Origin of the sequence: Pseudomonas umsongensis (genome assembly GCF_002236105.1) — a bacterium.
GTDB lineage: Bacteria > Pseudomonadota > Gammaproteobacteria > Pseudomonadales > Pseudomonadaceae > Aquipseudomonas > Aquipseudomonas umsongensis.
The window spans coordinates 23,164-44,775 of record NZ_NIWU01000002.1; the positions used below are offsets into that span (position 1 = coordinate 23,164).

Here is a 21,612-nt window from a genome sequence, read left to right on the forward strand (position 1 = left end):
TAGTTTGCACGAAAATTCTCCAAGGCATCGTTCATTATTTCTCCACGAAAAGGGGCCGACAACGCCTGCATAAACGCTACGACCTTCAAAGAACAGGACACCCGATGACAACAAGAAACGATTGCCTGGCGCGTGATGCCCAGGACACTCTCGCGCCGCTACGCCAGCAATTTGCGCTACCCGACGGTGTGATTTATCTCGATGGCAATTCCCTGGGCGCACGCCCGGTCGCGGCATTGGCGCGTGCTCAGGAAGTGATTGCCCAAGAGTGGGGCAATGGCCTGATCCGCAGCTGGAACACTGCCGGTTGGCGCGATTTGTCCGAGCGTTTGGGTAATCGCCTGGCCGGGTTGATCGGCGCCCGTGCCGGTGAAGTGGTGGTGACCGACACGACCTCGATCAACCTGTTCAAGGTGCTCAGTGCCGCGCTGCGGGTGCAAGCCACAAGGTCGCCAGCGCGGCGGGTGATTGTCACCGAAAGCAGCAATTTCCCTACCGACCTGTACATCGCCGAAGGCCTGGCCGACATGCTGCAGCAGGGTTACACCTTGCGCCTTGTTGATAGCCCTGAAGAGCTGCCACAAGCGATTGACCAGGACACGGCGGTGGTGATGCTCACCCACGTCAACTACAAGACCGGCTACATGCACGACATGCAAGCGCTGACCGCGCTGACCCATGAGTGCGGGGCGCTGGCCATCTGGGACCTGGCGCATTCCGCTGGCGCGGTGCCGGTCGACTTGCATCAGGCGGGCGCCGACTACGCCATCGGCTGCACCTACAAATACCTCAATGGCGGTCCGGGTTCGCAGGCGTTCGTCTGGGTCTCGCCGCCGTTGTGCGATCTGGTGCCGCAGCCGCTGGCGGGGTGGTTCGGTCACTCGCGGCAGTTCGCCATGGAGTCGCGTTACGAGCCGAGCAGCGGCATCGCCCGTTACTTGTGCGGTACCCAGCCGATCACGTCGCTGGCGATGGTCGAGTGCGGGCTGGATGTGTTCGCCCAGACCGACATGGCCAGCTTGCGCCGCAAATCTTTGGCGCTGACGGACTTGTTCATCGAATTGGTCGAGCAGCGTTGCTCGGCTCACGAACTGAAATTGATCACGCCGCGTGAGCACGCCAAGCGTGGCAGTCACGTGAGCTTCGAACACCCCGAAGGCTATGCAGTGATCCAGGCCCTGATCGACCGGGGCGTGATCGGCGACTACCGCGAGCCGCGCATCATGCGTTTCGGTTTCACCCCGCTGTACACGACCTTCACCGAGGTCTGGGATGCAGTGCAGATCCTCGGCGAGATTCTCGATCAGAAAACCTGGGCGCAAGCGCAATTCCAGGTTCGCCACAGCGTCACCTGATACCTGCGTTGTCCAGGTCTTGCTGCCAGGTTTCCTGGCGGCAGGGCTTCGCCTGCGATCGATCAACTGTTCTGTGCAAACACAATAATAAGGAGCACGCAGAATGAGACTGTCCCCCTGGCCCGCCTTGTCGCTCGCCATCGGCAGTTGCCTCGGGCAAATGGCCTATGCCGCCGCCGACAATGGATTCGTCGAAGGCAGCAGCCTGACCCTGACCAACCGTAACTTCTTTTTCTATCGCAATAACCTCAACAACCCTGGCGGCCAGAATTATCGGGATGAATGGGCCCACGGGATCATGCTCGATTACCGCTCCGGCTACACCCAGGGAACGGTGGGGTTCGGGGTCGATGCGTACGCGCAGTTGGGTCTCAAACTCGACAGCGGCAAGGGGCGCACCGGCACCGGTTTGCTGCCGGTCGATTCCGATGGTCGCCCCGAGGATGAGTACTCCGAAGCGGGTGGCGCGGTGAAGGCGCGGGTATCGCAGACCGAACTCAAGTACGGCAACCTGACCCCGCTAAACCCGGTGTTCGGCACCGGCAATGCGCGACTGTTCACCAGTGTTGCCACGGGCTTCCAGCTGACCAGCCATGAACTCAAGGCCTTGCAACTGGACATCGGTCATTTCACCGCCGGCAACGACAGTAACTCGACCAATGCCGATGGCGCGCTGAAAGCGCTGTACGCTGGCGTGGAAACCCGCAGTGTCGATTATCTGGGCGGTAGTTATGCCCTGAGCGATCAACTGAGCATCAGCCTCTACGGCTCGCAGTTCACCGATATCTGGCGGCAGTACTACGCCAACGGCAACTACACCTTTGCCCTGAGTGAAGGCCAGTCGCTGAACCTGGATTTCAACATCTACCGCACCAACGATGATGGTCAGAGCCTGGCCGGAAAAATCGACAACACCACCTGGTCGCTGGCCGCCGGGTATAAGTCCGGTGCCCATCGATTGACCCTGGCGTATCAACAAGTCGATGGCAACGAGCCGTTCGATTACCTGGGTTTCGATCAACAGCCAGGCACTTCGATTTTCCTCGCCAACTCGATTCAGGTGCTCGACTTCAATGCCCCCAACGAGCGCTCATGGCAACTGCGTTATGACCTGGACATGGCGGCGTTCGGCGTGCCGGGGCTGAGCTTCATGTCCCGTTACGTCAGCGGTGACCATATCGACGACAGCCATTACGACGGTGGTCCCAACGGCGCCTACGGACGCTACGGCGATGACGGCAAGCGCTGGGAACGCGACATCGAGGCGCGCTACGTCGTGCAGTCGGGCAAGGCGCGGGACCTGTCGGTGCGGGTACGCCAGGCCAGTGTGCGTTCCACCGCGCAAGTGGCGCGGGCCGATACCACGGACAACAACGAAGTGCGCGTCATCATCGAATATCCACTGAGTATTTTCTGATCCGTGTCCTGCTGTGCGTGGCTGATCCCCACCGGTAAAAACCAAGACGTGCTCTTCAAGAAAGACAATATTCAGAGGACATAAAAATGACCGATAACACCGGTTTTGAAACGATATCCAACCGTGAACAGGGCCTGCGGCGTCAGCTGACGTCCGGGCAAATGAGCATGATCGCCATTGGTGGCGCGATCGGCACCGGGCTGTTCATGGGCAGCGCCTACGCGATCGGCTATGCCGGGCCGAGCGTGCTGCTCAGCTACGCCATCGGCGCGATCATCACGCTGTTGTTGATGGGCTGCCTGGCGGAAATGACCGTGGCCCATTCGACCTCCGGTTCGTTCGGTGCTTACGCCGAATTCTATGTCAGCCCCTTGGCCGGGTTCCTGGTGCGCTATGCCTATTGGGCGGCGATCGTGCTGGCGGTCGGTACGGAAGTGACGGCGGTGGCGATGTACATGAAGTACTGGTTTGCCAACGTGCCGGAGTGGGTGTGGATCGTCTCGTTTTCCAGTGTGTTGATCGTGCTCAACGCGATCAGCGTGAAGACCTTCGGTACGTTCGAGTACTGGTTCTCGACCATCAAGATCGGCGCGATCGTCGGCTTCATCATTCTCGCGGTGTACGTGGTGTTCGGTTCCGGCAACCCGGAATACGGCGTGCACAATTACACCGTCCACGGCGGTTTTTTCCCCCATGGCCTGCAAGGCATGTGGGTCGCGGTCATCGTGTCGATCTTCAGTTACCTGAGCGTGGAGATGATCGCCGTGGCCGCCGGTGAGGCGCAGGACCCGGAGCAAGCGGTGAAGAAAGCCTTTCGCGCGACCATCGTGCGCCTGGTGGTGTTCTACCTGCTGACCCTCGCTCTGATGCTGGCGATTGTGCCGTGGGTCCAGGCCGGTCATGCGCAAAGCCCGTTCGTCACGGTCATGCAAGCCATCGGCATTCCCGGCGCCACCGGGGTGATGAATTTCGTCATCCTGATCGCCGCGCTCTCGGCGATGAACAGCCAGTTGTACATCACCACGCGCATGATGTTCAGCCTGTCCCGTGGCGGCTACGCCCCCAAGTCCATGGGCAAGTTGAGCAAGAGCGGGATTCCACTGAACGCCCTGTTGTTGTCGAGCTCGGGCATTGCCCTGGCGACCTTGCTCAACATCCTGTACCCGGAAAGTTCGTTCACCTTGATGATGGCGATCTCCATGTTCGGCGCCATCTTCACCTGGTTCATGATCTTCCTGACGCACTACTGTTTCCGTCGTTATCACCAGCGCCACGGCGAGCGAAAACTGTCGTTTCGCATGCGCCTGTTCCCCTACAGCACCTGGTTGGGGTTGGTACTGATGGGCGCGGTGATGATCACCACCTACTTCACCGAAGCCTTCAAGATGACCCTGGTGTTCGGTGTGCCGTTCCTGTTGTTGCTGACCGTTGTCTACGGCGTGTTTTTCAGGAAGCCCAAACCGGTCTCACTCAATGAGCAACGCCTCGAGCAGCGCCCTGGCATAACCGGGCAGGCCAGTGAATGATCGCGCGCACAGCAGCAGTTTTCGCTGTGCCCAGTCTTCGTTCAACGAGAAGCTTTTGAGCGGTTGATCCAGTGCCCGGCGCTGGATCGCCGCCAGCGGCACAATCGCCAGCCCGGCGCCGCGGGCAACCATGCGAATCACCCCGTCGAAACCCTCCGCACGGATGCGGATCTGCATGCGCATACCCGCGTGCAACGCCTGTTCTTCGAGGTACACCGCGAGTGCACTATTAGCGGCCAACCCCACATAGTCGTGCTGCAAGGTATCGCTGAAAGTCGGCGGTTCGCCGTCGGCCAGCGGATGGCTGGGCGGCATGATTAGCACCAGCGGGTCGTCGCGAAAGGGCAGGGTTTCGAGGGCGTGGGTGTCCACCGCGTCGGAGACGATGCCAAGGTCGGCGGCACCCTGGCGCAACGCGTGGGTGATGCGCGTGCTGGGCAATTCCTGCAGGTCGATGTCGAGGTTGGGATGCTCGCGCAGGAAGTCGGCGAGCAACTCCGGCAGGTATTCGGTGATGGCCGTGGTGTTGCACAACAACCGCACCTGGCCTTTGACGCCTTTGGCATATTCGGCCAGGTCCTGCTGCATGCGTTCGGCCTGTTGCAGCAGGACCCGCGCGTGTTGCGCGAGAGCCTTGCCGGCAGGCGTCGGGGTAACGCCGCGACGGCCGCGCTGCAGGAACTCAGTGCCGAGTGATGCTTCCATTGCACGGATTCGCGCGCTCGCGGCGGCCAGGGAAAGATGGCTACGCGCCGCGCCGGCGGTGATGTTGCCGGTGTCGAGGATGTTCAGGTAGAGGCGCAGGTCGGTCAGGTCGAAGTGCATCATTGCAGCCTCAAGTGGTGTGTCGTGTGGGCGGGCCTCTTCGCGGGCAAGCCCGCTCCCACAGTAGAAATGCATCGAACATAAATTTGGTGTCCGCCAAAGATCCCTGTGGGAGCGGGCTTGCCCGCGAAGGCGTCAGCAGCCACGGCGGATACTCAAGCCTCTTGCTAATCAAGAGCCAGGCTCAGTATATGGCAGATTTTCAACCCGCCAATCCGGGCTCACCATCAGCCCATGAATACACTCGCCTCGTTCTACCAAAATCTCGGCTTGGCCCTGTCGTTGCTGGTCATTGCCACCTTCCTGCTGGCCGGTTTGGTCAAGGGCATCATCGGCCTCGGCCTGCCGACCATCGCCATGGGCTTGCTCGGTCTGGCTATGGCCCCGTCACAGGCTGCGGCGCTGTTGATCATTCCCGCGACCCTGACCAACGTCTGGCAGCTGGCCTTCGGCGGGCATCTGCGCGGGTTGATCCTGCGGCTGTGGCCGATGCTGCTGGCCATCTTCATCGGCACCGGCGCCGGTACGCTGTGGATCGGCATGGTCGGTGGACATTGGGTGGTGCGCGGATTGGGCGCGTCGTTGTTGCTCTATGCGCTCTGCGGCTTGTTCTTGCCGACCTTGCGTGTCGGTGCGGGTAATGAGCCCTGGCTAGGTCCGATGTGCGGCGTGATGACCGGTGTCATTACGTCGGCCACGGGCGTGTTCGTGATTCCGGCAGTGCCTTACCTGCAGGCGCTGGGCTTGAGCAAGGACGAACTGGTGCAGGCGTTGGGCCTGTCATTCACCGTCTCGACCCTTGCCCTCGCGGGCGGCCTGCTATGGCTCGGTGCCCTGGGTGGTGGCGAGTTGAGTGCGTCGCTGTTGGCGCTGATCCCGGCGGTGCTCGGCATGTGGCTGGGGCAGTGGCTGCGCCAGCGGATCAGCGCCCTGTTGTTCAAGCGCGTATTCTTCATTGGCCTCGGGTTGCTCGGCGGCCATTTGTTGATCAGCGGCTAGCGGACGACGGGCTGAGCATCTCGATGGCGCGGATTACGAAATCCCGTTCCAGGTACTCATCGCGTTGATCGAGGAACTGCTTCATGTGCGGCAGGTTCGAGTGCACGTCGAGATGTGCCTGGGACTGCCAAATCTCGAAGAAGATAAACAGGGTAGGGTCCTGCTTGTCGCGCAGCATGTGGTACTCGATGCAGCCGGGTTCGGCGCGACTTGCTTCTACGTAGCCGCTGAAAAACGCTTCGAAGGCGTCGGATTTTTCCGGGCGGGTCTTGGCGTGCAGGATGAAACCTTGCATTTCACTCATTGAAAAACACTCCTCAAGTCAGAATTGGCGCCAGTCTAAGGCAACAATCTGCTGGTGATTCGTGCGTGTGGGTCAAATGTATTTTGCGACAGCGGCGCTTACTCCGCGCGAGGCGGATCGTTACGCTGCCGCCATCCAGTTTCTGACCCTTGCGAGACCTCTCATGAAAAAAGTCCTGTTACTCAATGGCGGCAAACAATTCGCCCACTCCGATGGCCGCTACAACACCACCTTGCATGAAGCCGCGCTGAGCGTGCTGGATCGCGGCGGTGTGGATGTCAAGGCCACCTTCATCGACGAGGGTTACGACGTCGCCGAAGAAGTCGCCAAATTCCTCTGGGCCGACGTGATCATCTATCAGATGCCGGGCTGGTGGATGGGCGCGCCATGGACCGTGAAGAAGTACATCGACGAGGTCTTCACCGAAGGTCACGGCAGCCTCTATGCCAGCGACGGCCGCACCCGTTCCGACGCCTCGCAGAAGTACGGCAGCGGCGGCCTGATCCAGGGCAAGCAATACATGCTGTCGCTGACCTGGAACGCGCCGCAGCAAGCCTTCGACGACCCGACCGACTTCTTCGAGGCCAAAGGCGTGGACGCGGTGTACTTCCCGTTCCACAAGGCCAACCAATTCCTCGGCATGACCGCTTTGCCGACCTTCCTCTGCGTGGACGTGATGAAACGCCCGAACATCGAGGCCGATGTGGCGCGTTATGAGCAGCACTTGGCCGAGGTGTTTGGCCTGAAGGTGTAACGCTCAGCTAATATCGGTCGCAATGGCTTAAAAGATCGCAGCCTTCGGCAGCTCCTACAGGTATACGCAATACCCTGTAGGAGCTGCCAAAGGCTGCGATCCTGGCGATTCATGCCATGCCGATTCGTGAAAGAGGACACACGTGAAAGCCAGATCCGATGAATTGCAGATCTTCGTCTGCGTGATCGAGTGCGGGTCGATTTCCGCGGCCGCCGAGCAGGTCGGGCAAACGCCGTCGGCGGTCAGTCGCACGCTGTCGCGGCTGGAGGCCAAGCTCGATACCACGTTGATCAACCGCACCACGAGGCGCATGGACCTGACCGAGGAAGGCAAATATTTCTTCGAGCACGCCAAGCTGATTCTCGATCAGATGGACCAACTCGAAGAACGCTTGTCTTCGCGCCAGCAAACGCCGTCCGGGCGCTTGCGCATCAACGCCGCGTCGCCGTTCATGCTGCATGCCATCGTGCCGTACATCGATGAGTTCCGCCGGCTTTATCCGGATATCCAGCTCGAACTCAACAGCAACGACCTGATTATCGACCTGCTCGAGCAAAGCACCGACATCGCCATCCGCATCGGTACACTGGCCGACTCGACCCTGCACGCCCGTTCCCTGGGATGCAGTCCGCTGCACATCGTCGCCAGCCCCGCCTACCTGGAAAAACATGGCACACCGACAGCCGTGGCGGACCTGGCCGAACACACCCTGCTGGGGTTCACCCAGAACGAAGGCCTCAACCAATGGCCGTTGCGCTACGTGCATGGCGATCGCTGGCCGATCCAGGCGTCACTCAGCGCATCCAGCGGTGAAACCATCCGCCATCTGGCGCTGGAAGGCCAAGGCATCGCCAGCCTGTCGCATTACATGACCATCGAGGACATTCGTGCCGGGCGGTTGAAGGTCGTGCTGGCCGAGTTCAACAGCGGTTATCGCCAGCCGATCAACGCGGTGTACTACCGTAACTCGCAGCTGGCCTTGCGCATCCAGTGTTTCCTTGACTTCATCCAGGGCAAATTGGCGCTTTACGCTTCCACGGATTTCAGCGACTGATTCGTGATTCCTGCGCAAGAGTGAATTGGGTCAGCAGGGATTTTTCGTCTGGGATCACTGCTTGATACTCGTTGCATCACTTATCAACGCAGGGAGTTTCTCCATGAACGTATTCGTTACTGGTGCGGCCGGTTTCATCGGCGGCTCCATCGCCACCGGCCTGGTCAAGGCCGGCCACAAGGTTACCGGCCTGGTGCGCAACGCCGAGCAAGCGGACGAGCTCAAGGCACTGGGCATCACGCCCGTGACCGGCACGCTGGACGACAGCGCACTATTGGCCGAACAGGCCCGGGCAGCCGACGCCGTGATCAACGCCGCCAGCAGCGACCATCGCGGCGCTGTCGAAGCCTTGCTCGATGCCTTGCGCGGCTCCAACAAGGTATTGCTGCATACCAGCGGTTCGAGCATCGTGGGCGATGCCTCGGGCGGTCAGTCCAGCGACGTTATCTATTACGAAGACAACTTGCCGGAACCCACCGTGGACAAGGCTGCACGCGTGGCCATCGACAACCTGATCCTCGCCGCGGCCAAGGACGGCGTGAACTCGGCCGTCATCTGCAACACGCTGATCTACGGCCACAGCCTGGGCGTCAAGCGCGACAGCGTGCAGCTGCCGCGCTTGCTCAAGCAGGCGCGTAAAAGCGGCGTGGTCCGCCATGTCGGGACCGGGCAGAACATCTGGTCCAACGTGCACATCGAAGACGTGGTATCGCTGTACCTGCTGGCGCTGAACAAAAACGTCCCAGGCACGTTCTACTTCGTCGAAAGCGGTGAAGCGTCATTCATCGACATGACCACGGCGATCGCCGAGGCGCTGAACCTGGGCAAGCCGCAAGACTGGCCGTTGAAGGACGCCGAAGCCGAGTGGGGTTATGAAATGGCCAACTATGGCCTGGGCTCCAACAGCCGTGTTCGCGGCAAGCATGCGCGGGAATTGCTGGGCTGGGTGCCGAAGCGCACGTCGGTGCTGGAGTGGATTCGTCACGAGATGGTGTGAGTTCGCTTAACACCGCGTTGCTGCCTTCGCGAGCAGGCTCGCTCCCACATTAGAACGCATTGTCCAGATGGACGCGGTCAACTGTGGGAGCGAGCCTGCTCGCGAAGGCGTTTCTGAAGTTGCATAAACTGGCCGGGCCGCCCTTGATTCCGTAACATCCCCACACTCTTTCTTGCTTCTCCCTGCACGCGGTCCTCCATGAAACCAAAACATCTACGCGCCGATGCCCTAGCCGGCCTCACGACGTCTTTCGCCCTGTTACCCGAATGCATTGCCTTCGCGCTGGTGGCTCATCTCAATCCGCTGATGGGGCTGTATGGTGCGTTCATCATTTGCACCCTGACCGCGCTATTCGGTGGCCGGCCTGGCATGGTGTCCGGTGCTGCCGGGTCGATGGCGGTGGTGATCGTCGCGCTGGTGGTGCAGCACGGCGTGCAGTACTTGCTGGCGACGGTGCTGCTGGGCGGGTTGATCATGTCGACGTTCGGGCTGCTGCGACTGGGCAAGCTGGTGCGAATGGTGCCGCACCCGGTGATGCTGGGGTTCGTCAACGGCCTGGCAATCGTCATTGCCCTGGCGCAGCTTGAGCACTTCAAGAGTGGTGAGACCTGGCTGAGCGGCACGCCGTTGTACTACATGATCGGGTTGGTGGCGGTGACGATGGCGGTTGTCTATGTGCTGCCGCGTCTGACCCGCGCGATACCGCCGGCGTTGGTGGCGATCCTGGGAGTGGGGTTGGCTGTGCACTTCCTCGGCCTGCCAACCCGCACCCTGGGCGACATGGCGCATATCGCCGGCGGCTTGCCGACATTTGCCTTGCCGGACATTCCCTGGAACCTGGAAACCCTAAGCATCATTGCGCCCTACGCGTTCTTGATGGCGATGGTCGGCCTGCTGGAAACCCTGTTGACCCTCAACCTCACCGACGAATTCACCGAGAGCCGCGGTTACCCCGATCGCGAGTGCGTGGCGCTGGGCGCGGCCAATGTGGTGTCCGGTCTGTTTGGGGGAATGGGCGGTTGCGCGATGATCGGCCAGACCGTCATCAACTTGAGCTCCGGGGGGCGCGGGCGGCTGTCCGGTGTGGTGGCCGGGGTGTCGATCCTGCTGTTCATCCTGTTCCTGTCGCCGTTGATCGAACGTATTCCTCTGGCGGCGTTGGTGGGGGTGATGTTCGTGGTCTCGCAGCAGACCTTCGCCTGGGCTTCGCTGCGGGTGCTGAACAAGGTGCCATTGAACGATGTGCTGGTGATTATCGCGGTGACGGTGATCACGGTATTCACCGACCTGGCCATGGCGGTGTTGTGCGGGATCATCATTGCGGCGCTCAATTTCGCCTGGCAGCAAGCCCGGCAGCTGTACGCCGACAGTCACCTGGAAAGCGACGGCAGCAAGCTGTACCGCGTGCACGGCACCTTGTTTTTTGCCTCGACCACGCCGTTTCTCAACCAGTTCGACGCAGCCAACGACCCCGTGCAAGTGACCCTCGATTGTCGCCACCTGAGCTTCGTCGATTACTCCGCCATCGCTGCATTGGAGACCTTGCGCGAGCGCTACAGCAAGGCTGGCAAGCACCTACGGGTGCTGGGCCTGTCCGAGCGCTGCAAGAAACTGCTCAAGCGCGCCCGGGTACAACACGACTGAGATCCGCCTGCCTGATCGTTCCCACGCAGAGCATGGGAACGATCAGTGTCGTGATGAAAATCTACCTGCCTGATTTTCATTAATCGCGACACGACATATCTCTGAGCGACATCCCTTACCTCTAAACGAAAATTACTTTCACCTCGTTTGAAAATCGCGCCTCGAAATGTTTTAAGAGTTTCACAAAATTTTCGACGTGACCCTCTCGAGGAGTACCGCATGACCCCGTCCTTCGGCTATTGGCTGTTGGTGTATGCCGCTGTCGCCATCATCGCGCTGATCGTGCTGATCGCCCGTTACCGGCTTAATCCGTTCATTGTCATCACCCTGATCTCCATCGGCCTGGCGCTGGTGGCGGGCATGCCGCCGTCCGGCGTGGTCGGGGCGTATGAGGCGGGCGTCGGCAAGACCCTGGGACATATCGCCCTGGTGGTGGCGCTGGGTACCATGCTTGGCAAGATGATGGCCGAGTCCGGCGGCGCCGAGCAGGTGGCGCGCACCTTGATCGACCGCTTCGGCGAAAAAAACGCGCATTGGGCGATGGTGTGTATCGCTTTCCTGGTCGGGCTGCCATTGTTCTTCGAAGTCGGTTTCGTATTGCTGGTGCCAATCGCGTTCACCGTGGCGCGGCGGGTCGGCGTATCGATCCTGATGGTCGGCTTGCCGATGGTCGCCGGCCTGTCGGTGGTGCATGCGCTGGTACCACCGCACCCGGCGGCGATGCTGGCGGTGCAGGTGTACCAGGCGTCGGTGGGGCAGACCTTGCTCTATGCGATTGCGATCGGTATTCCCACGGCGATCATCGCCGGGCCCTTGTACGCCAAGTTCATCGTGCCGCGTATCCAGTTGCCGACGGAAAACCCACTGGAGCGGCAGTTCCTCGAACGTGAACCGCGCGACAGTCTGCCAAGCTTCGGCCTGACAATGGCGACCATCCTGTTGCCGGTGGTGCTGATGTTGATCGGCGGCTGGGCCAACCTGATTTCCACCCCGGGCACGGGTTTTAACCAGTTCCTGTTGTTCATCGGCAACTCGGTCATCGCCTTGCTGCTGGCGACTTTGCTGAGCTTCTGGACCCTTGGCCTGGCCCAGGGCTTCAATCGCGAGTCGATCCTCAAGTTCACCAACGAATGCCTGGCGCCGACCGCCAGCATCACCTTGCTGGTGGGCGCTGGCGGCGGCCTGAACCGGATCCTGGTGGACGCCGGTGTCACCGACCAGATCGTCGGCCTGGCCAACGAATTTCACTTGTCGCCGTTGCTGATGGGCTGGCTGTTCGCCGCGTTGATGCGCATCGCCACCGGCTCCGCTACCGTGGCCATGACCACCGCCTCGGGCGTGGTCGCGCCCGTGGCCATCGCGATGGGTTATCCACACCCGGAGCTGCTGGTGCTGGCAACAGGAGCGGGCTCGGTGATCTTTTCCCACGTCAACGACGGCGGCTTCTGGCTGATCAAGGAATACTTCAATATGACGGTGACCCAGACCTTCAAGACCTGGACGGTGCTGGAGACCCTGATCTCGCTCGTCGCCTTCGGCCTGACCGTGGGCCTTTCCTACCTGATTTAACCGGAGCCGCCCGCCATGGACATCCTCTACCAGATCCGCGCCCGCCAGGATTCCTTCAGCGCCGGGGAAGGACGCATCGCGCGCCTGATGCTCGACGATGTGGGGTTTGCCGCCTCCGCAAGCCTGGATGAGCTGGCGCTGCGCGCAGAGGTCAGCACTGCCACGCTGTCGCGCTTTGCCCGTACGGTCGGCTGCAAGGATCTGCGCGACCTGCGGTTGCAACTGGCCCAGGCCAGCGGCGTCGGCAGCCGTTTTCTCGATCCGGCGGGCACACCGGAGCAGTCAGCGTTTTATGGGCAAATAGTCGGCGACATCGAATCGACCCTGCGCCAGCACCTGTCGGCCTTCGACGAGTCGCGGTTCGCCGATGCCGTGAAACTGCTGGGCAAGGCGCGGATGATTCATGCCTTCGGCATGGGCGGCTGCTCGACCTTGTGCAGCGATGAGTTGCAGGTGCGCCTCGTGCGCCTTGGCTACCCGATCGCGGTCTGCCACGACGCGGTAATGATGCGGATCACGGCGGCCAGTCTCAGTGCCGATCAGGTAGTCATCGTCTGTTCACTGACCGGGATCACCCCCGAACTGCTGGAAACTGTGGAGCTGGCCCGCAGCTATGGCGCGCCCATTCTGGCCATTACCCGAGGCGATTCGCCGCTGGCGCAACTGGCCGACATCGTATTGCCGCTGCAAAGCGCCGAGACCTCCTTCATCTATAAACCGACAGCAGCACGCTACGGCATGTTGCTCGCCATCGATGTGCTTGCCACCGAGCTGGCACTGGCCAATCCTCAAGACAATCAAGAGCGCCTGCGGCGGATCAAACTCGCCCTGGACGATTACCGCGGCGGCGACGATCACTTGCCGCTGGGAGACTGACATGATGTACGACACGCTGATTCGCAATGCCCTGGTCATCGACGGTAGCAACAGCCCTGGCTACCCGGCCGACGTGGCGATCCGCAATGGCCGCATCGAGCGCATCGGTGACTTGCAGGATGCTCGTGCCACCGAAGAAATCGACGCTGCTGGCCGCGTGTTGGCGCCCGGCTTCATTGATGTGCACACCCACGACGACACGGTGGTGATCCGTCAGCCGCAGATGCTGCCCAAGCTCAGCCAGGGCGTGACCACGGTGATCGTCGGCAATTGCGGGATCAGCGCCTCGCCGGTGAGCCTGCGCGGCGATCCACCGGACCCGATGAACCTGCTCGGCAGCGCTGCGGCGTTTGTTTATCCAACATTCAGCGATTACCGTGCGGCGGTGGAGGCGGCAAACACCACGCTGAACGTCGCCGCGCTGGTGGGCCACACCGCGCTGCGCAGCAACCACCTCGACGACCTGTTTCGCACCGCTACGCCCGATGAAATTGCCGCCATGCGCGAGCAACTGCGCGAAAGTCTCGAGGCTGGCGCCCTGGGCTTGTCCACCGGTCTTGCCTACGCCAGTGCGTTTTCGGCATCGACCGATGAAGTGATGCAACTGACCGAAGAGCTCACAGCGTTTGGCGCGGTCTATACCACCCATTTGCGCAGCGAGTTCGAGCCGGTGCTGGACGCCATGGACGAGGCATTCCAGATCGGCCGGCATGCGCAATCCCCGGTGATCATTTCCCACCTCAAATGTGCCGGCGCCGGTAACTGGGGGCGCAGCCCGCAACTGTTGGCGTCCCTTGAGCAGGCGGCGAAAACCCACCCGGTGGGCTGCGATTGCTATCCGTACGCTGCCAGTTCCTCGACCCTGGACCTCAAGCAAGTCACCGATGCACATCGCATTACCATCACCTGGTCAACGCCGCACCCGCAGATGGGCGGGCGCGACCTGATGGATATCGCCGCCGAGTGGAACCTGTCCCTGATCGATGCCGCCCGCCAATTGCAACCGGCCGGCGCTGTGTACTACGGGATGGACGAAGCCGATGTGCGACGGATTCTGGCGCACCCTTTGTCGATGGTCGGCTCCGACGGCCTGCCGGAAGATCCGTTTCCTCATCCACGGTTGTGGGGCGCCTTCCCGCGGGTGCTCGGGCATTTCAGCCGTGACGTAGGACTGTTTCCCCTGCACACCGCCGTGCACAAGATGACCGGCTTGTCGGCGGCGCGATTTGGCCTCAAGCAAAGGGGCGAGATCCGCGAAGGCCATTGGGCCGACCTGGTGCTGTTCGACCCGGCGACCATTCGCGATGTCGCGGACTTCAACGATCCGCAACGGGCGGCCGAAGGCATCGATGGCGTGTGGGTCAACGGGGTATTGAGTTACCAGGACGGTCAGGCGAACGGGCGCAGGGAAGGGCGGTTCCTGGCGCGGGAAGGGGATTTGAGCGCAGGATTTGCGTGACGCTAAAAGATCGCAGCCTGCGGCAGCTCCAGAGCAAGCGTCAAATCCGTATGGCCTGCTCGCTAGTGCGGGCAGGCAGGTTGTTTGTCATATCGCCTTCGCGAGCAGGCTCGCTCCCACAGGATGCTCATTGAACCTGTGGGAGCGGGCTTGCTCGCGAATGGATCTTTCATTCACCGCGCAGTGAACGTCAGACGCGGAAGTGGCTGACCATCATCTGCAACTGATTCCCCAGTCGCGCCAGTTCCACGCTGGACTTGGCCGTCTCATCGCTGGCCGCAGCGGTCTGTTCCGACACGTCGCGCACGTTGATGATGCTGCGGCTGATCTCTTCGGCCACTGCGCTTTGCTGCTCGGCCGCGGCCGCGATCTGCTGGTTCATCGACTGGATGTTGGACACCGTGCGGGTGATGTTTTCCAGTGAGGTACCGGCCTTGCGGGTCAGGGCCACGCTGCTGTCGGTCAGGGTGCGGCTGTTATTCATCACGGTCGCCACTTGCTGGGTGCCGTTCTGCAAGGCCGCCACCAGGCCTTCGATTTCCTCGGTGGATTTCTGCGTGCGTTGCGCCAGGCCCCGCACTTCGTCGGCCACCACGGCAAACCCGCGTCCGGCTTCACCGGCGCGTGCCGCTTCAATCGCAGCATTGAGGGCCAGCAGGTTGGTCTGTTCGGCCACGGCCTTGATCACGTCCATGACGCTGCCGATCTTGTCGCTTTCCTGTTGCAGCAGGCCCATGGCTTCGGTGGAGCGTGCCACCTCGCTGGCCAGGCGTTCGATCTGGGTAATGGCTTCGCCGACAACCTTGTCCCCTTCGCGGGCTTCACCATCCGCCGCGGCGGCGGCCTGGGAGGCTTGTTCGGCATTGCGCGCGACTTCCTGCACGGTCGCGGTCATCTCGTGCATGGCGGTGGCGACCTGGTCGGTCTCGACTTTCTGGCTGTTGACCCCGGCGCTGGTTTGCTCGGTCACGGCCGACAGTTCTTCGGCCGCGCTGGCGATCTGGGTGACGCCGTCGCGGATACCGCTGATCAGGTCACGCAGGGTCACGCCCATGCGCGCGATGCCTTGTTGCAAGACACCCAGCTCATCGCGGCGGGTCACCCTCACGTCATGGGACAAGTCGCCGCTGGCGATGCGATCGACCACGGCCAGGGTTTCGCGCAGCGGGCCGGTAATCTGCCGGGTAATGAGAACGGCGGCAATAATGCCGACCAACAGAGCCAGCAGCGTGCTGATCAATTGCAGGGTACGCGCCTGGGCGCTTTCTGCATCGCGACGGTCGAGCTGGATCTGATACAGCTGTTCGCTCAGGCTCACGATGGCCGCGCCCTGGTCGGTCATTTCCTTGCGCGCCTGCACGGCATCGCTGTTCGCGGCTTTGTAAGCCTGCAAGGCGCTGCGGTAGTTGCCCAGTGCGGTCTCCAGTTGACGCAGGGTTTCGGGCTGGACGTCGGTGAAATGCACGTTGAGCTGTTTCAGGCTGGCAATGGCGACGTCCAGTTGAGCGACGGCTTTTTGCTCGGTTTCGGCATTGGTAGTCGCGGTGTAGCCACGCACTTCATAGCGGGCCAGCAAGAACGCTTGCCTGGCGGCGGTGATGGCCTGGAACTGCTCGAAGCGCTGATCACTCGGTGGCAGTTGTTGCACGCGACTGTTCAAATCGTCGATTAGCGTGCTGGCCGTTTCGGCGTTGGCGCCCATGACCTCGCGTGCGCTGTTGCCGGTGCGATAGGCGCCACGCATCTTGGCCAGGGACGTCTTGTAGGCGTCGATGACAGCGCCTTGCTCTTTGAGCAATTTGATGTTTTCCGGGCTCTTGAACTTCGCCAGCAAGGCTTGTTGCTGATCGGAAAAGTCTTGCAGCGTGGCCTGTACATTTTGCGCAGTGACTTCGTCGCCGTTGGTCAGCATGTACTGCAGGCGCACCACGCGCAGCTTGGTCAGGCCCGCGTTGAGCTGGGTGATGTCGCTCATCCAGTTGCTGCGGTCGATCAAACTGCCCAGGCTGGTCCAGCCGGTCAGGGCGAGGACGCAGGTCAGGGCCAGGACCAGGCCGAAGCCCAGGCCCAGTTTGAGGTTCACGCTGATGTTGCCGAACCAGCTATTCATCAAATTCCTCCAGGAACGTGTGTTTCTTGATCGTCGGTTGGCTGGAAGATTGTTGTTTTTAGGCGCCAGCAAGGTGGGTTGCAGGTCTGTATCGGCAGCAATCGTGAGAGCTGAAAGGATTTTGTCGGGCGGATTCTGTAACAAGCTTTTTGCCGCAGGCTTAAGCTTTTTTTCACATTGGTTTCACTGGTAGCCGACGCCCGCCTCCTTACCCTCACGGCACCTGATGAAGGGCTGCGAGGCGGCTTGATGTGGAACTGAGACTGAGTCTGTTCGGAATAACCCGCTCGATCGACCTGAGGCCTTTTGCCCGGTATCGCAATGCGCTTGTGGTGCTGGCCTCGGCGCTGCTGGCGATCATCTTGACAGTATTGCTGTTACGGCCCGCCGCCGTGCCGGACCTGGCCCATGGCAATGTGCAGGGCGCGCGGGCGCTGTTGGCGGGTTGGGCCAAGGGCGACATGATCGTGCTGGTTCGCCATGTCGAGCGTTGCGATCACTCCAGCGCCCCCTGCCTGAGTGGCGACGATGGCATCACCGATCGCTCGCGCAGCGTTGCGGTGGCCGTCGGTGCGCGATTCGAGCGACTGGGTCTGGCGCGGGCCGACATCTACAACAGCCCGATGGTGCGTACCGCGCAGACCAGCGGGTACATGTTCAACAAGGTCGACGCTGGCGACGACTGGTTGATCAACTGCAAAGGCACGATGTTGCGCGACGCCCTGGCGCACAAGGTCGCCGGGCGCAACCTTATCCTGGTGACCCACAGCGAATGCATGGCGCAACTGCAAAAGGATCTCGAGGTGCCCACCTCGACCTTCGGCTACGGCGCCGCGCTTTTCGTCACTGCCCAAGCGCTGCAAGCACCACACGTACTTGGATTCATCGAGGCCTCGGACTGGCACTCGGTGACCACCGAATGAATTCACACTCTGAACCAGGACACACGATGCAGACGGCTTCCCGCTCCCGTTTTTACTGGCTGAACTTTGGTATCCCACTGGCCTGCGCGGTGGTGGTGTTCCTGATGTTCGACCTGACCCGGATCGACATCGCCTTCAACAATCTTTTTTATGATCCGGTGACGCAGACGTTCCCGCTGGACCATGTGCACCTGTTCGAAAAAATCACCCATAAATGGGCGCGGATCATTCCGAACTGGACCGGCGAAATCGCCATCATCGGTGCCTTGCTGTCGTTTCTCTGGCCGCGTTTGAAGGCTGAAAAACACGCGAAAATCATCGATTTTCTGGAAAAGATCAGAGTTGCGCCGGTACTGCGTTTCGCCACCCGGCATCGTCGGGATCTCCTCTACGTGGTGCTTGCGTTCTCCATCAGCACCGGTGTGATTCACTACCTCAAGGGCCACACCAGTGTGTATTGCCCGATCGAGACGACCCAGTACGGCGGGAAGATCGAGCATAAGGAGTGGTACGAGAATTTCGATCTACTCAAGGTCGCGGGTGACGGTCGTTGCTGGCCGGGCGGGCATGCCTCCGGTGGCTTCACCATGCTCGCCTTGTACTTTGTTGCACGCCGTTACCGCTGGCGCTATTCCAAGGCAATCATGTACGGCTCGTTGGCCCTCGGGTTCGTGTATGGCACGACGCGGGTGGTGCAGGGGTGGCACTACATGTCCCACACCTTCTGGGCCGGGATCTTCGTTTGGCTGGCATGTTTGCTGACGGCGCTGGCGTTTTATGGGCGGGCGCGGTTGGAGATGCCGGTTCTGGGCAAGGCTGAAGAACCGGCGTTGGTGGCTCAACCTGTCGGACTTATGCCTGCGGATCAATAGTATCCAGTGCCCGGTTCACTGCCAGCTCCGCCAGCATGACGATCTGCGCAATCCCCAGTGCGGTGTTGCGCTGGGGGCCGCTGAGGTAAGTGGCGAAATCATTGAGCATGACGCTGGCTGAAGCCAATGATTCGCACGCGTGGGCGAGTAGGCTTTCGGATTTTATGTCGGGGTGGAGCGTGAAGAAGGGGCTGGGGCGGTAGGGTTTTTCAGTTGTGAAAGGCGGATCCGGGATAAGTTTATCCATCTGAGTTCTCCACTCGATTTGAGAACCACCACAATCACCGATCTCACGCGGAGAAATGGGTGGCAGCTATGTGCGGAGTGAGATTACCGGGAGTAGGAAACCGGCCAGACCGAAGCCTGCCCGCACACAGCCGCCATAAAACATTGCTGACAGCGCATAGCTGGCGGCAATTATGGTGGTACTGGCACTGGATTCATACTCCCGGGATCTCACACCCGATCACTGAGTCGTCAGTGACCAACAAAGGCTAAACAGCCCCCTTCCGACCGACAACCTGAAAGACCTGTGGGATTTTTCCCCGCGATTTGCTCTGGGGTAGGACTTTTCGCAAGACAAAAAAAAGCCCGCGGGAGGGCGGGCAAACCGTAGTTTCTTGAATGAGCGAGGGCAAATTTACAGGGAGTTGCCTGAACGCGGGGTGAAGAAAAGTTCATGTGTTGCCCGGGGGCGAAAGCGGAAAGTGGCTCAATACTCCGTCACCTTCTGCCTGCGTAAAATCCACCCAGCTTCGCCCGGCATCAACCGGTACTGAATCTTGCGCATCTTCCCGGTTCTACCCGCCGAGGCGTCCGCACTGTCATACAGCGCAAATCTCTGCACCAATGTGTTTTCCACCACGGCAAACTCATCCTCGCCCCGATACCCCTTGGCAATCGTCGGGTCTTCGCTGACCGGTGGCAGATAGATCGCACTCAGCGACTTTTTACGGTTGGCGGCGTAGGCCACGAGTTCGCCGGGTAGTCCGCGCCCTGGTGACCTGACGAAGACGTAGATTTCCGGTGAGCCATCTCGATCAAGGTCCGCGACCTCCGCCCGGGCAATGTCGCCATTCAGGGGGTGAGTCATGACCGAATTATCGATTTCCAGCCCTTGGGGAGCGATGCGTACTGCACGGCTACCGTCGATCGACTCATCCGTCACATGAAAGACAATGCCCTGCAGTTCCAGCGTCTGGTCGAAAGGCCGGCCGCCATTGCCGGCATCGGGGGCACCAAGGTTCAACGAGAGACTGTAGTTCGCCACTTCGTTACGCCGTGCGGCGTTGCGCATGAGGTACACCTGGACAACGTATTGGCCATCGGCGGGCAACGGTCCGAGAAAATGATTGCCCATGATCGAGCCGTTGAATAGCGCATATTCCTCGCCTTTGGCGGTGATATTGAAATAGGCTGAAGCATTGGAAGGCTTGAGGTCGACCGTCAGCACCTGGCCCGCCTTGGCGCGCAGGCGGTACTCGGCGGTCAGCCGGCCCTTGATGGAGTCTGAGAACGTGGCGCTGTCAGCGCCGTTTTTGAAAACGACGTGCTCGACCCGAGGGGCAACTTCGCTGGCGGCCTGAGCGGGCAGGTAAACCATTGCAGCAAGAAGGGCGAGAGCCCGGATGATCATGTTCTGAATTCCTGAATGCTTCTGTTGAATGGCAAGGTCAGTTCGCTCAGCCGTAAATCCGCCATCATTTTCGTCAGTGAGAGTATGTACATTCCTGCCCAATGGTCCCAAATATTCACTGCATCACCCATTGAACGACAATCTGTCGGAGAGTCAGGCGCCGAGGTTTCTCGCATCTGCAACACCAATGGCGAGCACCTGTTCCTGAAGTCAGAGCCCATCGGCGCGCACAGCGAGCTGCCGCAAGAGATTGAGCGTCTGCGTTGGATGAACCGGCTTGACCTGCCTGGGCCAACAGTTCTTGAGGCCACGACAGAAAACGATCGCCATTGGTTGCTCATGAGTGCCGTCCCCGGACAAGATCTGGCCAGTGCCAACAGTTTGTCTGCACCCCAAGTGATCAGCATCCTGGCGAAAGCGCTGCGTACCCTGCACCAGGTGCCAACAGAGACATGCCCTTTTGACCACTCCCTGGAGCAGCGTATAGAGGCCGCTTGGAGCCGAGTGAGAGCCGGGCTCGTTGACGAGACAGACTTTGACGATGAGCGGCTGGGGCGGACCGCTGAGGATGTCTTCGCAGAGCTGCTGTCGACGCTTCCCGAAACCTATGATCTGGCGGTCACCCACGGCGATGCCTGCCTGCCGAATTTCATGGTCGAAGCAAGCCGCTTTACCGGCTACATCGACTGCGGCCGACTAGGCATCAGTGACATCTATCAAGACCTTGCCCTGGCTGCCCGAAGCATTGAAAGCAATTTGGGACCGGCATGGGTAGCCCCTTTTTTTCGTGAGTACGGTGTCGAGCCAGATCAGCAACGTATAGCGTTTTACTGTTTGCTGGACGAGTTCTACTGAGTCTGGCTGGCCTCTTCGCGGGCAAGCCCGCTCCCACAGGAGCGTGTGTTGCAGGGATTACCGAACCCCAGATGCAACAAAACCCGCACTGGGCGGGTTTTGGCTTGCTTCGTATTTGGTGGAGCCGGGGTAAGTTGAACTGTTATTTCAACTTATTGAAATCATTAATATAAAATTTATTTTTTGTCGTTCTGGAATACCAATTGGAATACCGCCTATCCGGAAAGAGGTGCAGCTCCGTCTAATCAACACTCCCATTCTTTGGGGACTCATCTGCCTCGAGCCCGCACATTAATGTTTTCTAGTAGTTTCTGCATAGCGCATTCGGAGCCCGCCGGCTGACACACATTGCGGATGAGGTTGAAATGATGGATACTGTTTTTATGTACAGTATTTAATTTTTTGACGACTCGTTGTGCCTAGGCTTGGGGCAGTCG

At 60.5% G+C, this 21,612-nt stretch carries 19 protein-coding genes and 1 pseudogene; 14 read left to right on the top strand and 6 right to left on the bottom strand.

Features of this window, described 5'->3' with window-relative positions:
- Positions 1-104 precede the first annotated feature (104 nt).
- From kynU to PSUM_RS10315, 3 genes are all read left to right on the top strand, one after another.
- Positions 105-1,355 carry a kynureninase gene (gene kynU, locus PSUM_RS10305; protein WP_033043613.1) on the top strand — a complete coding sequence of 417 codons (1,251 nt, stop codon included), beginning with the start codon at positions 105-107 and terminating at the stop codon, positions 1,353-1,355.
- Positions 1,356-1,458: 103 nt separating this feature from the next.
- Positions 1,459-2,772 carry an OprD family porin gene (locus PSUM_RS10310; protein WP_020796473.1) on the top strand — a complete coding sequence of 438 codons (1,314 nt, stop codon included), beginning with the start codon at positions 1,459-1,461 and terminating at the stop codon, positions 2,770-2,772.
- 86 nt (positions 2,773-2,858) lie between these two features.
- The gene (locus PSUM_RS10315) at positions 2,859-4,298 is read left to right on the top strand and encodes an amino acid permease (protein ID WP_020796474.1); all 1,440 of its coding nucleotides are present in this window, start codon (positions 2,859-2,861) and stop codon (positions 4,296-4,298) included.
- Here PSUM_RS10315 and PSUM_RS10320 read toward each other — a convergent pair.
- A complete protein-coding gene (locus tag PSUM_RS10320; RefSeq protein ID WP_083350204.1) occupies positions 4,239-5,123 on the bottom strand; it encodes a LysR family transcriptional regulator in 885 nt (294 codons plus the stop codon). The genes PSUM_RS10315 and PSUM_RS10320 overlap by 60 nt on opposite strands.
- A gap of 234 nt (positions 5,124-5,357) precedes the next feature.
- Between PSUM_RS10320 and PSUM_RS10325 the strand changes: the two genes are divergently transcribed.
- Positions 5,358-6,122, top strand: a complete 765-nt coding sequence (locus PSUM_RS10325; RefSeq protein ID WP_083350104.1) for a sulfite exporter TauE/SafE family protein — start codon at positions 5,358-5,360, stop codon at positions 6,120-6,122.
- Here the strand turns inward: PSUM_RS10325 and PSUM_RS10330 are convergent.
- Complete coding sequence (locus PSUM_RS10330) at positions 6,112-6,426, bottom strand: putative quinol monooxygenase (RefSeq protein ID WP_083350105.1); 315 nt, start codon at positions 6,424-6,426, stop codon at positions 6,112-6,114. The genes PSUM_RS10325 and PSUM_RS10330 overlap by 11 nt on opposite strands.
- Positions 6,427-6,589: 163 nt before the next feature.
- On the opposite strand from PSUM_RS10330, the gene mdaB reads away from it, so the two are divergent.
- From mdaB to PSUM_RS10365, 7 genes are all read left to right on the top strand, one after another.
- Positions 6,590-7,180, top strand: a complete 591-nt coding sequence (mdaB, locus tag PSUM_RS10335; protein WP_083350106.1) for an NADPH:quinone oxidoreductase MdaB — start codon at positions 6,590-6,592, stop codon at positions 7,178-7,180.
- 142 nt (positions 7,181-7,322) lie between these two features.
- A complete protein-coding gene (locus tag PSUM_RS10340) occupies positions 7,323-8,234 on the top strand; it encodes a LysR family transcriptional regulator (protein ID WP_020796478.1) in 912 nt (303 codons plus the stop codon).
- 103 nt (positions 8,235-8,337) lie between these two features.
- A complete protein-coding gene (locus tag PSUM_RS10345) occupies positions 8,338-9,231 on the top strand; it encodes an NAD-dependent epimerase/dehydratase family protein (protein ID WP_083350107.1) in 894 nt (297 codons plus the stop codon).
- A gap of 198 nt (positions 9,232-9,429) precedes the next feature.
- Complete coding sequence (locus PSUM_RS10350) at positions 9,430-10,875, top strand: SulP family inorganic anion transporter (protein ID WP_020796480.1); 1,446 nt, start codon at positions 9,430-9,432, stop codon at positions 10,873-10,875.
- Positions 10,876-11,094: 219 nt separating this feature from the next.
- Complete coding sequence (locus PSUM_RS10355; protein ID WP_020796481.1) at positions 11,095-12,444, top strand: GntT/GntP/DsdX family permease; 1,350 nt, start codon at positions 11,095-11,097, stop codon at positions 12,442-12,444.
- 15 nt (positions 12,445-12,459) lie between these two features.
- A complete protein-coding gene (locus tag PSUM_RS10360) occupies positions 12,460-13,320 on the top strand; it encodes a MurR/RpiR family transcriptional regulator (protein ID WP_020796482.1) in 861 nt (286 codons plus the stop codon).
- A gap of 1 nt (position 13,321) precedes the next feature.
- Entirely contained in the window at positions 13,322-14,779 is a 1,458-nt protein-coding gene (locus PSUM_RS10365; protein ID WP_033045478.1) for an N-acyl-D-amino-acid deacylase family protein, read from the top strand.
- Between the two features lie 190 nt (positions 14,780-14,969).
- Here PSUM_RS10365 and PSUM_RS32600 read toward each other — a convergent pair whose 3' ends face one another.
- Positions 14,970-15,833 (bottom strand): methyl-accepting chemotaxis protein, encoded by an 864-nt coding sequence (locus PSUM_RS32600; RefSeq protein WP_411157092.1) that lies wholly within the window; start codon positions 15,831-15,833, stop codon positions 14,970-14,972.
- Positions 15,828-16,889 (bottom strand): annotated as a pseudogene (locus PSUM_RS32605) (methyl-accepting chemotaxis protein); the annotation flags it as partial. The pseudogene PSUM_RS32605 and the gene PSUM_RS32600, both read right to left, overlap by 6 nt.
- Before the next feature lie 251 nt (positions 16,890-17,140).
- Here PSUM_RS32605 and pmrG point away from each other — a divergent pair.
- Complete coding sequence (gene pmrG, locus PSUM_RS10375) at positions 17,141-17,812, top strand: lipopolysaccharide core heptose(II)-phosphate phosphatase PmrG (protein ID WP_020796485.1); 672 nt, start codon at positions 17,141-17,143, stop codon at positions 17,810-17,812.
- Positions 17,813-17,838: 26 nt separating this feature from the next.
- The gene (locus PSUM_RS10380; protein ID WP_083350109.1) at positions 17,839-18,684 is read left to right on the top strand and encodes a phosphatase PAP2 family protein; all 846 of its coding nucleotides are present in this window, start codon (positions 17,839-17,841) and stop codon (positions 18,682-18,684) included.
- Here the strand turns inward: PSUM_RS10380 and PSUM_RS10385 are convergent.
- On the bottom strand, positions 18,665-18,931 hold the full coding sequence (locus PSUM_RS10385) for a DUF6124 family protein (protein WP_083350110.1): 267 nt from the start codon (positions 18,929-18,931) through the stop codon (positions 18,665-18,667). The two genes, PSUM_RS10380 and PSUM_RS10385, sit on opposite strands and share 20 nt — an antisense overlap.
- Positions 18,932-19,396: 465 nt before the next feature.
- Positions 19,397-20,320, bottom strand: coding sequence for a hypothetical protein (locus PSUM_RS10390; RefSeq protein WP_083350111.1), 924 nt, complete (start codon positions 20,318-20,320; stop codon positions 19,397-19,399).
- Between the two features lie 15 nt (positions 20,321-20,335).
- Between PSUM_RS10390 and PSUM_RS10395 the strand changes: the two genes are divergently transcribed.
- Positions 20,336-21,175 carry an APH(3')-II family aminoglycoside O-phosphotransferase gene (locus PSUM_RS10395; protein WP_331717098.1) on the top strand — a complete coding sequence of 280 codons (840 nt, stop codon included), beginning with the start codon at positions 20,336-20,338 and terminating at the stop codon, positions 21,173-21,175.
- Positions 21,176-21,612: the final 437 nt, after the last annotated feature.